At 29.1% G+C, this 16506-nt stretch carries 10 protein-coding genes; all 10 read right to left on the bottom strand.

The window, feature by feature from the left end; all coding sequences use genetic code 11:
• Window positions 1-15: 15 nt before the first annotated feature.
• The 10 genes from ACXLDF_RS02335 to ACXLDF_RS02290 all read right to left on the bottom strand — a co-directional run bounded on the left by ACXLDF_RS02335 (window position 16) and on the right by ACXLDF_RS02290 (window position 16426).
• Entirely contained in the window at window positions 16-465 is a 450-nt protein-coding gene (locus ACXLDF_RS02335; protein WP_457556883.1) for an ATP-binding cassette domain-containing protein, read from the bottom strand.
• Window positions 458-2950 carry a hypothetical protein gene (locus tag ACXLDF_RS02330; RefSeq protein WP_457556882.1) on the bottom strand — a complete coding sequence of 831 codons (2493 nt, stop codon included), beginning with the start codon at window positions 2948-2950 and terminating at the stop codon, window positions 458-460. The genes ACXLDF_RS02335 and ACXLDF_RS02330 overlap by 8 nt, the downstream gene beginning before the upstream one ends.
• Before the next feature lie 228 nt (window positions 2951-3178).
• Window positions 3179-3910, bottom strand: coding sequence for a hypothetical protein (locus tag ACXLDF_RS02325; RefSeq protein ID WP_457556881.1), 732 nt, complete (start codon window positions 3908-3910; stop codon window positions 3179-3181).
• A gap of 133 nt (window positions 3911-4043) precedes the next feature.
• On the bottom strand, window positions 4044-4277 hold the full coding sequence (locus tag ACXLDF_RS02320; protein ID WP_457556880.1) for a hypothetical protein: 234 nt from the start codon (window positions 4275-4277) through the stop codon (window positions 4044-4046).
• A 606-nt stretch (window positions 4278-4883) separates the two neighbouring features.
• Complete coding sequence (locus ACXLDF_RS02315; RefSeq protein ID WP_457556879.1) at window positions 4884-6074, bottom strand: zinc ribbon domain-containing protein; 1191 nt, start codon at window positions 6072-6074, stop codon at window positions 4884-4886.
• 167 nt (window positions 6075-6241) lie between these two features.
• A complete protein-coding gene (locus tag ACXLDF_RS02310) occupies window positions 6242-6793 on the bottom strand; it encodes a GTP-binding protein (RefSeq protein ID WP_457556878.1) in 552 nt (183 codons plus the stop codon).
• Between the two features lie 157 nt (window positions 6794-6950).
• On the bottom strand, window positions 6951-8108 hold the full coding sequence (locus tag ACXLDF_RS02305) for a sugar phosphate nucleotidyltransferase (protein ID WP_457556877.1): 1158 nt from the start codon (window positions 8106-8108) through the stop codon (window positions 6951-6953).
• A gap of 102 nt (window positions 8109-8210) precedes the next feature.
• Complete coding sequence (locus ACXLDF_RS02300; protein ID WP_457556876.1) at window positions 8211-9611, bottom strand: phosphohexomutase domain-containing protein; 1401 nt, start codon at window positions 9609-9611, stop codon at window positions 8211-8213.
• 124 nt (window positions 9612-9735) lie between these two features.
• On the bottom strand, window positions 9736-13155 hold the full coding sequence (locus ACXLDF_RS02295) for an alpha-amylase family glycosyl hydrolase (protein ID WP_457556875.1): 3420 nt from the start codon (window positions 13153-13155) through the stop codon (window positions 9736-9738).
• Window positions 13156-13207: 52 nt separating this feature from the next.
• Window positions 13208-16426 carry a UPF0182 family protein gene (locus ACXLDF_RS02290; RefSeq protein WP_457556874.1) on the bottom strand — a complete coding sequence of 1073 codons (3219 nt, stop codon included), beginning with the start codon at window positions 16424-16426 and terminating at the stop codon, window positions 13208-13210.
• Between the last annotated feature and the right edge of the window lie 80 nt (window positions 16427-16506).

Genomic DNA, 16506 nt, shown 5'->3' with positions numbered 1-16506 from the left:
TCTCTTCGAAAATGGTTAATATGGCAATGTCAGCATTATTAACGAGTGAAATATGTGCATAGTGAGATTTAAAAAGATTAAAAAATAAATTATTTTTGTCGAACAAGGGAAATTAAAAATTCTCATTACTTCAATAACTTTAGATTCTTCAAAAAGAACCGTTTCGATTTTTTGGGGAACAAATGCTATTTTCTCTCTTATTATTTTACACTCATTAGAATTTAATTCATCAGTTAGAACAATTTTGGTTTTTTTTTCTCTATTTGAAAAAGTTATCATAATTTCTCCAGCAGATACAAAGGTTTTTCCTAATAATATTGAAAGGAAAGTAGATTTTCCTGAACCAGATGCCCCCATAATTGCAATACAATCACCTTTTTTTATTTTCCCTGAAATTCCCTTTAATACAGGTACAACATCCATATTAGTTTCATAAATTTTGATAATTTCGTTAAATTCAATCATTATTTTCCCTTGTTTGGTTTATAAAATAAAAAATTTGGAATAAATCTATTAAGAAGAATATTATGGATTCAACAATGAAAAAGATTTTATTATAACTAATTATCAAAGGATATTTTTCATTGGGAAAAAGAATTTGTAAAATATAAAATTCGATTCCAAAGAATATAAAGAAAAAGACACAAATATTAATTATATAGGAAGAGAACATAGATAGAATATTTGAAGTTATCAATTTCTGTCTATTTCCTCCAAATATTGTAAAAAGATTTTTTGTGTTTTTTTGTTGAGCGTAAATTTCTTTAGAATAAAAGATTAAGTAAAATAGAAAGAGTATACCTAACAAAAATTGAATTAAATTTTGAGAAAATTGTTCAAAATCTGATTTCAACTTAATTTTAGGTGATTGCAGTTCTGAACTCAAAAATCTGAAGGAGATTGGCTCCAATTTAAGATTTAATAATTCTTGAATATCTTCTAAAGATTGATTTCTAATAGAATCCCGAATTTTAATGAATAATTTAATTTGAGCATAATCTTGTATAAATTTTGAAGAAAATAAATTAAACATATTTTTTATACTGGTAATTAGCACAAAATCACCTGTTGGATAATCTAGGTGTGAGATCGAAGGAAAGTAATTAAATATTGCAGATATTGTAGTATTATAGTAATCACTTTGATTTTTTATTTCAGAAGGAATTTTAATTTGAACTTGTTCATTTTCATAAATATTAAAAAAATTAGCATTTTTTTGTAAAATAATCGACTTATTTTCTGCCAAAAGAGAAGTAAAATTGGAATTTTTCAAATTTGAAAAATCAAAGAACATTATTTCATTTAGATCAGAATTATTTATATTAAATCCAAAAAAGTGGAAATTTTCATGAAGTCCTAAAAAATCAGAGGAAAAAGAAAAATTAATTCTTACCATAATGTTAAAATTGTCTTCTAATTCTGAAATATTATTTTTCATTTGATTGAACTCTTTCATATTTAGACTTTCTGATACAATTTCACTACCAAGATTAAACGAAATTTCGTCAATGGTATAATCTTGAATTTGATATGTTGATTGAAACAAAATTTGTGAAATAATAAAAGTAATTATGATTAAAAGATTCATTTTTGATTTTACAGGTGAAACTTCATTTAAAGTATGAATTAGGAAAAAAATTGATTTCTTTCTTAGTTTTTTTAAATATAATTGTTCCTGCAGTCTTTTAAGCAAATAGAATATAATTTTTCCACTTTCATATATAAATAAGAAAATTATACTGTAAATTAAACATTCTAAAGCAAATTGGTTAATTAATTTTACAATATTTATTGATTTAATAATTATTAATGAAATTATAGCCCCACTTGATATTAATGTAAGGATATCATATGTTTTGATTTTTATCTTATTAAAAGTAGCTTCCTTAAGCGAATATTCACGAATTTTAGAAGATTTTAAAATGATAATTCCAATAAATAACATTTTAATAATTACAAATAAGATAATGGAAAAAAAACTTAATATAAAGGTGTTTGAATTTAATATTGTCGAAACAGAATATTGTAATTTAAAAAAGAATCTTCCAATAAAGATTTCAGTAAATATTATCATTAATACTCCAATTATAAGTAAAAAAATTGATTCTATCAAATTAAAATTTAATAATTTTTTAGGTGAAAAATTATAATTTAGGAATTTTTGAATGAGGTCTTGTTGAGAACGTAAATATTCTTTAAATATTGGTATTCCAAAGAAAAATATAATCATCAAGATAATGATCAAGCCAAAATTTGATAGATGTTGCTGGAATTCTAAAATATTATTGACAAGTTCATTCGTTTCTTCGAAACTATTCAAGCAATCGATATCATATTTGAGATTCTTATATATGTCAAAATTGAAATACTGAAGTTTCTTCAATAATTGCTCATTTTTCATTTTAAAGATTAATTCTTTTTGAAAATTAATGATAATAAATTCTTCGATATTATTACCAATATTAACATTTTCATGGAAATTTTTTTGAGAATTATTAAGTGAAATTATAATTACAGGATTCGCTGCTTCAGAAATGGGAAATTTAGTAAATTTTAAACTGACAATTTGAGAAAGAAAAAGATTATCCTTTGAAATTTCGAAAGCAGAAGATAAATTAAATGAGTTTTCAAAAAGGATATTGGTGACTTGAGTTAAGTTTTTTAGTTTCAAATTATCAATTAATGGGTTATCAATATAAATAATATCATTTGAAGAACAATTCCTTTTTAGTTTTTGAAAAAGAGAATCTTCAATTGCGATTACATGCATGGTCATGGATTCAAATTCAGATGATATATTGTAATAACTTTCATTACTGCTTTGATAATTGCTAAAAAAAGATTGAATTACAAATTTAATTTCTTTCCTGCAACTTAAATTGGTAAATCCATTATCTTTTGCGATTTCTTGAGTTTTTTGCTTAATAGAACTAAATATTGAATCATTCATTACTTGATTCTCAGTAAATTTAATAACAAAATCAGAATTTGTTTTATTTAATTCTGAATATGCGTCTCTATATAAATCAACCCTACAATACTCATTAACGACAAAGATTGAATTTATTGAAATAAGGCATAAGAAAAAAAAAAAAAAGAACAAACTTTTTTTTTTTGAGTTTTTCCAATAAAGCTTAATAAGTGATAACGCCAAAATATTTCCTCTCTTTTCCCAGAATTACTTTTTTATATTCTTTTTTCTCTTAAGTCTATGGAATCCCTTCCTATTTATATTTTTTTTATTTTGCTTATAAATTAAAATAAAGGCAGTTCCACAAAAAGTTACAATTGCCAAAAAGATTAAAAATCTAGGCCAATCGATGAGAATAGGATCATTAAAATTAGCATTGAATGGATTATTCGATTCATTCATATTAACTGATAAAGGCCCTAACCATTTTGTCGAATGAATCATATTTGTTCCATCATTTTCACTCCCATTTATTATTCGAGAATAACCAAAATCTAATTCACAGGAGAAATAGTATTTCGTTCCTCTTGTGAAATCAAGAGTATTATTAGTGATTAATGTATATGAAAAATCAGCACTTGTAGTATTTTCAGAGAAATTAACTTGTTCGTTTGGATTTTTAATTGAATTAATTGTTGCGACTAAATTACTTGATTCTGGAGCAAAATAAAGAGTAATTTCATAAGTTTCAATCCATGTTACCTTCTCATTTGGAGTTATTTTGATATTCACTTGAAACTGATTAGCTTCATACATGAGGACTTCAGAAGGTGTAATTACTTCAATATTTACTTGAAATGAGATATTGTAATTTCCTTTTTCAATAAAACTATCGTCCCAAACAAGGGTATTATCTGTAGATTTTCCAGAATTAGGGAAAATACTAATTATCACAAATAATATTGAAATAATAAGTATAATTTTTTTACTTTTTATCATTTATTATTCTCCCATTTTGATAAACATAAAAAAAAGGATAACTATCCTGAAAGATGAAATTGTGCTTAGATTATTAATATATTTTCGATTTTTAACAGATTGAAATTAACTATTATCATTAAAATGATCTTCTTTATCTTAGATCAATTTGTGTTTCCTGCACTGTCTGTCTCCAAATTTTACTGTCTCCACTTACACCATTACCATCATAAAAGTTGGGGATACCAATTTCAATATATCCCGAATCAGATGCAGTACTGTTAAAGTACGAAGCTAACATTGTTGCAGATACTAAAGCAGGATTTGCTAAAGCAACAATTAAATCCGCTGGAATGATACATACATTCCATAGATAATTGTAATTCAATTGTATATCAAGCCCATTACTATATGTATTTTTCCTAAAATTGATATTTTTGAACTTCCTCTTTTTAGATAATCAAAAGATTATCAAATCAGATTAATTAACATTATATATATATATCTTTTGAGATAAAGACAATTTTTTTCTGAATATTCAAATTTTTATCTAAAAAGGATGAACAATTTTTCTTCGAGTCATTATTACCTAAATGAGGAGTGCGAATAAGTTTCCCTCATGAAATTGAAATATTATCTTGAAAAAGAGGTTTCAAGATTGTTTCTCGAGACATTGTCCCTTTTATAGATATAAAATACTACATATAATATTCGATCTTTAAATGAAAACGAGCATCTACTCAGCAAGCTTGGATGGAAAGTTTTTATAGAGATTAAAATGAGACAAATTCAAAGTGTGTAAACATCTTTTAAAAGAGAAGTAAGAAATCTGTTAAAGCTTTTTATCATTTGAAAAAAAAATAATTAGTCTTCTTTTGAAATAAATTTGCAAAATTTTACGTTATTATTAGTACAGCAAGAATACATTAAAGAATTGTATTCAAATCTAAAAAAAATGCTTTACATAAAAGGAAAAATAAATGTGCAATGATTATCACTCAGTCATTGCTTGGTGGAAATTTGTCGCTTCCTCATTCTCTTTATCATTTGCATTCTCTTCAGAATTCGATGATTTTTCATTTATCTCTGGTTCAGAAGATGTTTTTGAAGAAGTTTCTAAAGATTCAACGGGTGAAGATGAGGCATCTACAGATTTCTCTTGATATTCAACAATTTTTGGTTGTATTTCTCCCTTTGAAGCACTTTTCTCACTAACTTTTTGAGGAAATGGAGGTAAATCCAATTTTTTTTGTCGAAATTCAATGGAAGCAGTTCTTTTTGATAAAATAGTAACTTTTTCTTGTAATTGATTAATCTTCTCTGTCAATTTAACTAATGAAGGCACTAATAACTCAAGGTTATTCGTAAATCGTTCAATTCGTCGATCAAATTCGGTTATTTTCTCATCCAATCGATGTAATCGTGTACGAGTTTCCATATTATTTGTATTTAATTTTTCTTCAATTGAATTCAATCGAGTTATTGTGTTTTTTGCCAAATTCACTGTTTGCTCAGAATCAAATGTTGTAGGTAAAGATTGTAATTTTTGCTCAATCTGATCTAATCTACCATCAATGGTGCTTAAAGTAGAAATGTCAAGAGTATCAATTCTATCATAAATCCCCTGTAAATCATCTTTTACTGCAACATTATTTAATTTTTCTTGAAGTTGAAGAATATTTTCATTAGATTTTGATTTTTCGGACAAATTGCTAATACTTCGCTCTATATCGATAAGTTTATTTTCCACATTCATTGAATTTAATTTGTAATCTAGATTTTCAAAATTTTTCTTAATATCTACACCCGATAGTATATTTTCAATATTATCTACCTTCTGGCGTAAATATGGATCAGAATACTTTTCAGATAATCCAGTAAATTTTTGTCCCTTTAGATCAGATTGTGATGGAGCAACAGGAACAGTTGGAGGGTTTTGGATAATTTGGTGATATTTTGTACTTAAATCTTCACTTGGTGCTCTTCCGTAAAGGTTAGCTGCTGAAGTTGGAGTAAAAGAAGCAGTTTTTGGGGCAACTGGTATTTTTTGATTAACTGTAGATCTTGATACTGGGGTTCCTTTCTCGAATTTAACTGGTTTTCCACAATAAGTGCAAAACTTCTGGCCAGGTTTTAAAGGTTTGCCACAACCCCAACAAAATTTCGGTGTTTTTTGTGCAGACATGATGGATCTCCAATGTTGGTTATTATAATTGTGATTTAGTTAGAATTATATTAATTATAGGAACAATAGAATGAAAAAGTTTAAGATGCCAATAATTGGCACATATATTACTTTATTTATTATTTGCTGTATATAAACAAACGAAGTTAAAAAATCTTTTTCAGCCTTTAAATACTTAAAGAAGATTTCTTGCTCAAAACGTGTAATTCCACTAATTTATTGTTCAAATCAGTAAAAAGTTTCTCTAAATTTACGCCAGTTTTCGCCGATGTCTCATAATAGCGAGCGTTTAACTGCTCAGCTAATGCTAATCCCTCTGATCTAGACACAACTCGTTCATCAGTTAAATCGAGTTTATTTCCCACCAATACACGTGGCACGTTAGGAACATATTGATCGGCTTCTTTTACCCAATTTTCAATATCTACAAAACTTTCCCGATCTGTTATATCAAACACATATATTGTAGCAAAACTACCTTGATAAAATCCAGGACGGACAAAAGCAAAACTAGCTTGACCTGCGAGATCCCAGATCTGCAACCGGCATACAGTGTTTTCATCATATCTTAACATTTTGATGGCAAAATTGCTACCTATAGTCATTAAATAGTTAGCTTTAAATTTATTCTCTGTATATTGAAGAACCATGGAGGTTTTACCAACTCCACCATTTCCAAGTACACTTACTTTAAAAATATATTCACGGACGTCGCGCATTTTTCATTTTCACAAGATTTTGTTCCTAAATGTATGATCGTAATACAGATCCTTTGCACAGATTAACTATTGATATTAAGAGTATTTCTTGTTAAATTATTAATTCTTTGGTCAGATTAGTTTTACTTCATAACTAGATATACGATGAGAAGCTTAATTAATGAATTGTCGAGTCTTCCTTAATGGTTTGTGCATCAAGAGTAATACTGGATGAAATTTTTGTATTTGGCCCAATAATCGAATTACTGCGAATTATACAGTTATCACCTATAGTACAACCGTCTGCAATAACTGATTGTTCGATTTGAACATTATTTCCAATTTTACAATTATCCCATATAACACTTCTTGAAATGTGAGTATTTGATCCTATTTGGCAATGGGAACCGATAACAGATAATTCATGAATATAAGATTTTTCACCAAAATGATTATCAGAACCGAAACACACAAATTTATCATGAGAGACTGTGGGTTTTTCATTATTTAGATACCAAATATGCTCATTTCCTTGTCTAGTACCATAAGGAGTGATTGGATACCCATAGAGTCTTAAAACATCCCAATTACTCCAAAGATATGTAGTAGGATTGCCCACATCAAGCCAATAATAGTTTCTTACGAAACCATAAAGAGAATAACGATGTTCGAGCAAATATGGAAAAACTTCTTTACCAAAGTCCATAAAATCAGAGGAATTGATTAATTCAAGAATCTCATGTTTAAAGCAGTAAATTCCTGTATTGATTATTGGTAATGGTTCTGATGCTCCACCGGTGAGTGCAGATAAATATATTTCTTCACTACTGGGCTTTTCTAAAAAGCGAATGATGCGTGATTCAGAATCGAGAAGAGTATTACCATATTTTGTCGCCATTTCTTCGATCCTTTTCATGCTTACTGTGGCTTGAGCATTCTTGCTTTCATGAAATTCCATGAATTCGCGCATAGGTAGGTTTGTAACGATATCTGCCATGCTAACAACGAAATTATCCGTGTCGATAAGATAAGAGACTTTACGAACTGCATCAGCAGTTCCTTTAGAATCCACATGAGGAACAAGTACTTCAATACCAATTTCAGCAAGTCTTTTTGAATTCCACGTTGTTTGAATTAGTTTACGCAACTTATTTCCTAAATGCTTAACAACAATGATAATTTTCTTTATACCTGCATATCGTAAATGATCAATGGCATAATCTACCATTGGTTTATTTCCAACTGGAACCATTGGTTTACATATTTTCGCAGTTAATGGATTTAAACGTGAACCCAACCCACCAGCTAAAATAACGGCACTCCAAGATTTAGTCATAATATTAAATTCTCCATGATAATGAAAAATAATCAAGTTTCTTTAAATTTTGATTATTCAAATTATGTTGTATTAAGTTCAATTAAATTAAATCAAATTAAATCAAATAATTGATTTTATAAATTCTTCCGCTTTTGCTATAAGTATTTCAGATTTTTCTGCATTTAATCCTTCGGCTTCAAGTTCTACAGCATTAGCATGCATAGAAGGACAAATAGAAACCCATCCTAAATCTTTAAAAATTAATTTCATACCCACAATAATATCTTGGTAATCAATATTTGCATTTCCTTGAGTTTGGATTAATTCACGTAAAGATTCCTTGCAAGTAAACATTTTTTCATAAGTTGTGCTTATTGATTTATAAGAATGAATTGTACGAGGAAAGGAGCGAATTAAAGCAGAAAGAGGGATCTTTTCACGTGCTAAAATTTCCAAGATCTTTAGAGTAGTATAAACACCATCGCTGAATGGTCCATAATTTGGAAAATAGAATTTCATAGTATCAGCACCTCCAAAGATTCCACGTTGTTCTCTTAATTCACGTGAGATTTCACCAGGAAAATTTCGAGTTTTAAGTAATTTAAAGCCACCTAATTCTTGAGCAAATTCTCCAATAATTTTTGATGCAGTTTTTGTTGTAATTATTGGTTGTTCTTTAGTTGATGAAATAATGGGGTCATATTTCATAAAAAACATCATCAATTCTTCAAAAGTAAGTATTTTTCCAGTTTCATCTATATAAAGTGCACGAGATCCATCAGTATCTAAAATTACTCCTAAATCAGCTTGAGAGGCTTTAACAATATTTACTGCACTTTTAATTGATCTAAGATTAGGATACATTTCTGCTGATTTCTGATCATTTTCATAGGCATTTATTGCTATGACATCTACTTTAAGACTAGTTAAAATTCCAGGAAGAACAATTGAACCAGGACCATAAGAACAGTCACAAACAACATGCATTTGTTTTTTGTTTTTGAATAATTTTTGATCTACGAGTTGTGGAATGGCTTTTCGATAGATATCTTGAGTATGAGGTATATCAGTAATAGCACCGACATCAAGCGGTTTTGCTCTATTAATTTTATTTTGTCTTAAATATTCATTAACACTGTCTAGTTTTTTAATATCAAATTCTATTCCAGAAGAATCATAAAAACGAATTTGGTTTTGCATTTTTCCTATTGAGACAGAAGAAAAATAAGCACCAGCTGAGGCACCAAATCTTCGGATAGAAAATTGAAGAACGGAGACAGGTGCTGAATGAAGATTCAAAATATCGACCCCAGAACTCATTAAGCCACCAATAAATGCACGTTTAAGCATCCGATTATTATTTGAATATTCACGAGCAATTACCGCAATTCCTTTTGACCCTAAATATGTCCCGAAAGCAGCACCGATTTTAGCTACAAGTTCGGGAGTTAAAATTTCATTACCAATTGCTTGAATTCGTCCTCGATTAATAATATCTTTCAAATTTGTAATTTCGCTCATTGTAATATCACTCAGCACTAGATAGATTATATTTTATGTAACACCCTTTATACTTATTAATGAATATTAAGCCCATTAAATAATTTTGATAATTGATTTTGATAATTGACTTTGATTTTGAACTCTATTTAAGTGATTCCAATAAGAGTCCTACTTGGTATTTTACTTTTTGTGCCATGTCACTCCAAGTTTGAATGAGACTTAGGTTTTGAAGGATAATTTCTGCATTTCTATTATGGATGGCATGAATTAAAGAAATCAAAAATAACCATTGACATAATGTATTAAAACGATCTGCATTAAGCCATAGGATTTCTTGATATCGGTTGAATTGTAAATAATTCTGAATTTCAGGATCATTAAAGATTTTTGATAATAAAGAATAGGATTTTGAAACTCCCTCCATAACATCTTTATTAAACCAATTTTGATGCACAATAAGTAGTTTAAGTAAATAAAGAAATTCAGAAAGATTAGAGTCGTTTTCACAGATTTCTCCCATTACCCATTCTACAACGTTCCCTAATCGCCATTCCTCAAGCCAACTTCGACTTAAATTTTCAAAATCTGTGTTATAACGAATTTCTCCTAATCGATGAAGAGTAATCCAAGCGTAAAACAAACCCCATTCTTCTATATTTTTAGGTAGAAAAGATTCTATTACCTGCCAATCATCTGCTTCAAATGAAATACTTTTCAGTTCTTCTTTAAAATGGACAAAAAGATTCAATTCAGATTTCAAATATTGTAAAAATTTCTCTAATTGCGGTAAAAGTTCAGTATTATCTAACGAAGAACTAAGAAATTTTCCAATTTCGCTTGAAAAAACATTGATTTGTTGAGAAATAGGATCATCTACAATATTAAAAGTGGGATTTTCAAGATTATATTGAGAATATAGACGATTTATAATAGATTTATTATATATTTCACGATAAGGTTGAAGAATTGGTTTATAGATTAATTCTTTCAAAGATTCTTGAATAGAAGGAACCCCTTTTCCATTTAAATAATTATATAATTGGGCATAATGAAAATATTCATTATCGGTTTGAAAACGCCAATCCATGAAACAAATGCTCTGATATCCATGTAATTCTACATAAAAGCCTTTCTCATGCAATTCTTGATTTAAGATTAAAAATTCTAGACCAGACATATAATCTTTAACAATAGAATAATTGTCACTAGGAAGATCTAATGCATCTACAATATCTTTTTGGTGTATTGCACCATTTTCATTATATCCAACGGATTTTTTGATATAACCTTGGGTTTCGTTATAACGGTTGTTAAAAATAACTAATCCACGTTCGTTACCGACCATATTTGAGAATACAAATACATCTTCATTGACATTTCCTCTTGTCCAAAAATCATAGAGATAAAAATTTTGAGAATCTGCGAAAAGATAACGCTTTTTCATAATTGGAAAGATAGTTCTTTCGTGATGTTGCAATAAACCAACATTAACTTTTTCATCCCAATATGCTCTTCGGAACTCCATCCCATATTTTTCTCTAAATCCTTCAATCTGTCCATGGCCAAACATAGGTAGACCTGGCATTGTTACAAGTAACATGCAAATACCAAAATATTTATCTCCATCTCCAAACTGCTTTATGGCTGTTTCTTCATCTGGATTGTTCATGAAATTAACAAAACGTTTTAAAATTCTTCTATCGAATTCTAAAGTTTTCTTTATTGATGAACGATAGAGTGCATTATCTTCATCACGCAAAGCATTCATAAATATACTATTGTAAACACGATGCATTCCAAGAGTCCTAACAAAAAATCCTTCTAATAACCAAAAAGCTTCAGCTAATAAAAGTGTATTAGGGACTTCTTTTTTTATTCTATCAACAACTTCTCTCCAGAATTCTTCTGGCATATATTTTAAGAATTCTTCTTTTGTCATACCTAATCCTGCACGAGAAGGAATATCTCCCCCTGAACCTGGTTCTGGATACCACAATCTTTGAAAATGTAACCGAGTTAATGTCATTGCTGCATCAAATCTAATAATAGGAGACAATCGCGCCACATGTAGAATATTTTGAATAACTGCCTCCCGAACTTCAGGAAGTAAATAGTTTAATTGTGCAGTATCATTCCATGGCATACTTGTTCCATCATTCCCATGATAAATGTATCGGGTTCTACCAGAACGAAAGTCAATATGCTTGAAAGTAACTGCAGCGTCTTGGTGAGTAAAATATTTATCCTCCAAATAGATTCCGAAATTTGGATCACCCGATAAACTATGTCCAGAATATTGATAAGAAGGAAATGGAGGATAATCCAGTTGAATGAACCAATCAGGATGTTCTCGTATCCATTTTGAGTCAATTCCAGTATGATTTGGAACCATATCGCTCGCAATTCTTATTCCTCTTGCTATTGCGCGATTTTTTAAATTCTTATAAGCTTCAACCCCTCCAAGATCTTGTGCTATTGTATAATCATATAATGAATAAGCAGAAGCAACAGCATCATTATTCCCACACCACTGTTTTATAATTTTTGAAGCGGAACTTCTCTCCCATATTCCAATTAACCATAATGCAGTAAATCCCCAGCGAGCGAGTTCATCTAATTCTTCATCAGGAATCTGATCTAAATGTTTTATCGAACGATTATATTTTTTGCTTAATTGGTCCAGCCAAACGTATGAGTTTTTTGCAATCATTATGACTTTTGGCATCCAATCGCTATCTTTAGAATAGTTTTCCTTATCTAATCCATAAAAATCAGGAATTTGAATATCACCTGGTCCTAAAAATCGGATTTTCTCTTCTTCACGAATTAAATCCAAACTAATTAATACAAGATAAGCCCATTTACCTAAGAAACTGGACCAATGTTCTTGGATGTATTTCATTTGATCTTTTAAAGAATTAGGGCTCTTATTAATTGGTTCCCGTAAAGTTTCAATTATATTTTTGCCAGTAAATTTAAAGACTGGTTTTTTATCATAGAATTTTTCAATTTTTTCGACAATTTCCAAGTATTTAGCTTGCTTTTCTAAATCTTCATCATCAAAAAATTCTAAATAGGAAGAAAAAGCAGGATTGATATTACTTAACCAAAGATTTACAAATTCATTTACATACTTGACCCGATTTTTTATTCCAGATTCAGATTCTAATTTTTCTAGAAAATCATCCGTTGTTATTTCGTTCTGATAAATTGCTTGAGGTGGAAATTCTTCAATAAGTAATTTAGTACTTTTTATCAATTTTTCTTTACCAATCTCCTCTTCTAAGAAATCGTATAGCTCTTGATTGATTTTTGGAGATTTTATTTCATCTAAATATAGTTGATAAATATATTCATTAATTTCAGTTAATAAAGAAATACTATAAATATCAGATGTTTTAGCTGCCATTTCTGGAAAATTAATTAAGTCGCGTTTTTCATTAATTTTCTGAGTAAATAAGCGGACTAAATGAATGTCACCCTTAAAATAGAGATCTCCCTTCTCAGAAAATAATGAATCATCAATTTGATATTTTTCTCGTGAAAAGCGTGAAACTTTCATGGATTTTTCCCCGAATTAAAATAAAATTATTAATCTTAAGAAAAAAAAAGGATTAAATATTTGAATTTAAAAATGTAAAAGTCTTCCATCCTGTTGAGATTTTCTCTCCTGTATCGAGATCAAAAAGCTCGAAACTATAATAAATAATAATTCCACTACTAATTGCATTTACTGGATTCATTTTTATCACCATACTGTGACCTTGTCCAGGATATAATCCATTAAGCCCATCCCATGTTGCGATTGTGTAGTTATAAGCAATTAAATTTGAACTAAAATTATATTCAACTCCAACTAAATTTTGATTAAATAATTTTACATTCATAGGTATATCAGCTCGAAGAGACATATTTAGAGTTACATTTCTCTGGGGTAAAGAATCGTTTGTGTTAAAATATTTTACCAAAACTTCAAATTCAGCCCAATTTGCTGGCGAATATTCAATCTGATCATCAGCATTTACAGTCAATTGTAGATCTTCGATCGTTTCTTCTGGTGTTGTTGTATTTAGGAATAAATCAAGTGCAAGTTTATTATATGCATCTGTTAATGTATCTCCGTAATAAGTTTGTTTAGTAAATGCATTCACCAATCCAGTGCCAACAAAAGACTCATAATCTCCTGTTTGTGAATAAATTGGAATATAATAATAAAGAGAACCAGCCAAAGGATATAAAAGTATGTTTCCAAAACGTTCATTGGCAATTAAAGAAATTTCTTGAGTTGCTTGAGTCTTCAATTCATCTTTTGCTGTATTTGGACCAATTAAATTATCCAAATCTTGAGCTCTGAAGAAAAAAGTTTCACCAAAATGCTTTCCATGTCGAATTACATATAATCCTGTAAGTTTCAGAGCATCTGCTCGATTATATTCAACTAATTGAACCCCGACAAATTCTAAACCTTCCCCTAAATCAGTTTCGATGTAAAATACATCTGATCCTTCAGGTAATTTAAAGAAATCACTCTGTGAATTCCATGTTCGTGGATCTTCAACATGATAATAATAATCTACGTTTAATTGCTTTTCCCATAATGTTTCTGGATAACGTAATTGGGAGATTAACCACTCTTCATCTGATGGATTTTTCCAAGGATAGAAATCATTATCCCAATAAATCTTCCAGATATTTTGAAGAGGATCATTATTTATCATTTCAAACCCAGCAGGATTTTTGTACCATGTAAGTTCACCTGTTTTTACATCCACTAAAACAGTCCCTAAAAATCGATATATTGGAGAATAAAAATAAGAAGATAATTTAATTTCAGTATATATAGAAACTCCATAATACAGAGTATTATTTTCTCGATTAAATATTAAATAGGGATCGTTATCTAGGATCATTCCAGGCATAAGAACAGACCCGACACGATTCATAACATTCCTATTAATCAAGAATTCTTTTTTGAATGATGAATTTAATGCAAATGTAGATAAACCAGTTCCCATACTCATGATGTACCAAAATGCTTCTAGACCCTGTAATTCCCCATCTGGTAAACCTTCATATACAGAAGTTGAATTTGTTGTTCTAGACCAACCAGTATTTAATAAAATATCGTTATCATAAGCATAATAATCTGATAAAGCAATAAGATTGTTTTGATTTTGAGAACTATAACTTGTATCTTCTCGTTCGCCAAAAAATATAGGGTAATTACTTATAACACCAAAATCATCTAAATATTCAGAACTAGTAACCATTTTTCCAGTTGAAGTATCAAGAGCTAAAAATCCTTCAACATGATCATAAATTTCTGTATGTTCATATTTTACATCTTCAAGTAATTTGTCTAATAATAGAGTTTTTGGAGCAACCCAATATTCTCCATTACCTGGAATATAAATAATATCACTATCAGCCATAGTCTCGTAATTGTTCTTAATATCTCTGGCCATAATTTTTCCTGAATATTCTTTATCAAATTGTCTAATTACATTAAGTATTTCTGAATCAGAACTGTTAACATTACTAGTATAATCATCAATATTCATTATTTGAAAGAAATCATTATTACCATAACTTATACCTGCAGCTGTTCGGGTCCATTCAATTTGTTGGGAATACCGAACATTCCATTCAATTTCATCCCATACCTCTGGATTTCCCAATTTAATAGTAGTAGGTATACTAACAAAGATCGGAATAAGCAAAATTACCATAATACTTAAAGAGATAACTGCCATTTTGCGCTTAAAACGCAGATCATTAAAATCTATATGATATCCATATGCTTTCTTTCCGTAAATAAATAAAGCAACCCCAATACTAAAAAACACAAATATTCCAAGATATATTCCCCAAACTCGTATTAGGCTGATTCCATCTTGAGCTTTCAAAGGTCGATTAAATAATGCAATAATAAAAAAGATACAAATCAAAAAACTAAATAAAGTAGTTATTTTTATTTCATTTCTATCCATTACAAAATAGTAAATAATCCGTAGTATAAGTCTAAATATGATTACACCTAATACATACATTACGATTGGATGCGTAATTGCTTGATAATAAAAAATATCAATCTCAGACACTTTGGAAGGATCAGATAATGCTTTTAGTGCATTAAAATATTCTCCTGAGCCAGGTTTAAGATAATTCTGTTGAGTCAGCTCCATTGTTAATGCAAAATATCCTTTTTCTATCGATTGCCCAATAATATAGAAAAATACAAAGCCAATAGTCCACCATAAAACCAAGGACTTCCACTTTTTCAAATTATCCCATCCAAATTTTAGACTCAATAACTTTAATATTGAATCTTCAGGAGGGATACTCATAATCAATGCACCTAAAACTCCACCAATTAATCCAATTTTATTGAAGAAAAATCTTGTACTCCAATAATCCAAAGTATAAATTCGCCAATAATTTATATCACTTTTCAAAGAATATAGTTGATTTTGGAGCGATATTTTTGCATGCCATAATGGATATCCATAAAAAATCCCAATTATTAAAGCAATAAAAATAATTATGCCAATAATTGCAACACGACGTTTAAAATCAGGATTTGGAGGATGATGATATCTATAACGATTTGATTTTGGAGGAGTAGGGATTTCATCAGAGATATGAGGTATTTCAGGCTCAATCTTCTTTTTATTTCTGTCTTCTTTTGAATACAAAGAGCCAGTATCGCCTAATTTAGCATCTTCATAAAGTCTTTTTGATTGATCTTTATTATTTCCTTCATTTAGAGCGCGACAATCAGGACAACTCGCAACATAGCGATAATGTCGTTCACAACTTTTTTTCGGAGCCATTTTTTTTCATCCTATTTTTTATATATATCTGTAAAGTTCCGCCTAAATAATACCTTATCCATTATTTTAAAAGTATTCTA

This window comes from Candidatus Harpocratesius sp., from assembly GCF_054039255.1.
The sequence above is the reverse complement of the archived record's forward strand: the minus strand, read 5'-3'. Positions and strand labels throughout refer to the sequence as shown.

Bases quoted from the DNA above. Each gene is read 5' to 3' on its own strand.
- ACXLDF_RS02335 (WP_457556883.1), bottom strand. From the start codon at position 465: ATGATTGAATTTAACGAAATTATCAAAATTTATGAAACTAATATGGAT.
- ACXLDF_RS02330 (WP_457556882.1), bottom strand. From the start codon at position 2,950: ATGAATGATTCAATATTTAGTTCTATTAAGCAAAAAACTCAAGAAATC.
- ACXLDF_RS02325 (WP_457556881.1), bottom strand. From the start codon at position 3,910: ATGATAAAAAGTAAAAAAATTATACTTATTATTTCAATATTATTTGTG.
- ACXLDF_RS02315 (WP_457556879.1), bottom strand. From the start codon at position 6,074: ATGTCTGCACAAAAAACACCGAAATTTTGTTGGGGTTGTGGCAAACCT.
- ACXLDF_RS02310 (WP_457556878.1), bottom strand. From the start codon at position 6,793: ATGCGCGACGTCCGTGAATATATTTTTAAAGTAAGTGTACTTGGAAAT.
- ACXLDF_RS02305 (WP_457556877.1), bottom strand. From the start codon at position 8,108: ATGACTAAATCTTGGAGTGCCGTTATTTTAGCTGGTGGGTTGGGTTCA.
- ACXLDF_RS02300 (WP_457556876.1), bottom strand. From the start codon at position 9,611: ATGAGCGAAATTACAAATTTGAAAGATATTATTAATCGAGGACGAATT.
- ACXLDF_RS02295 (WP_457556875.1), bottom strand. From the start codon at position 13,155: ATGAAAGTTTCACGCTTTTCACGAGAAAAATATCAAATTGATGATTCA.
- ACXLDF_RS02290 (WP_457556874.1), bottom strand. From the start codon at position 16,426: ATGGCTCCGAAAAAAAGTTGTGAACGACATTATCGCTATGTTGCGAGT.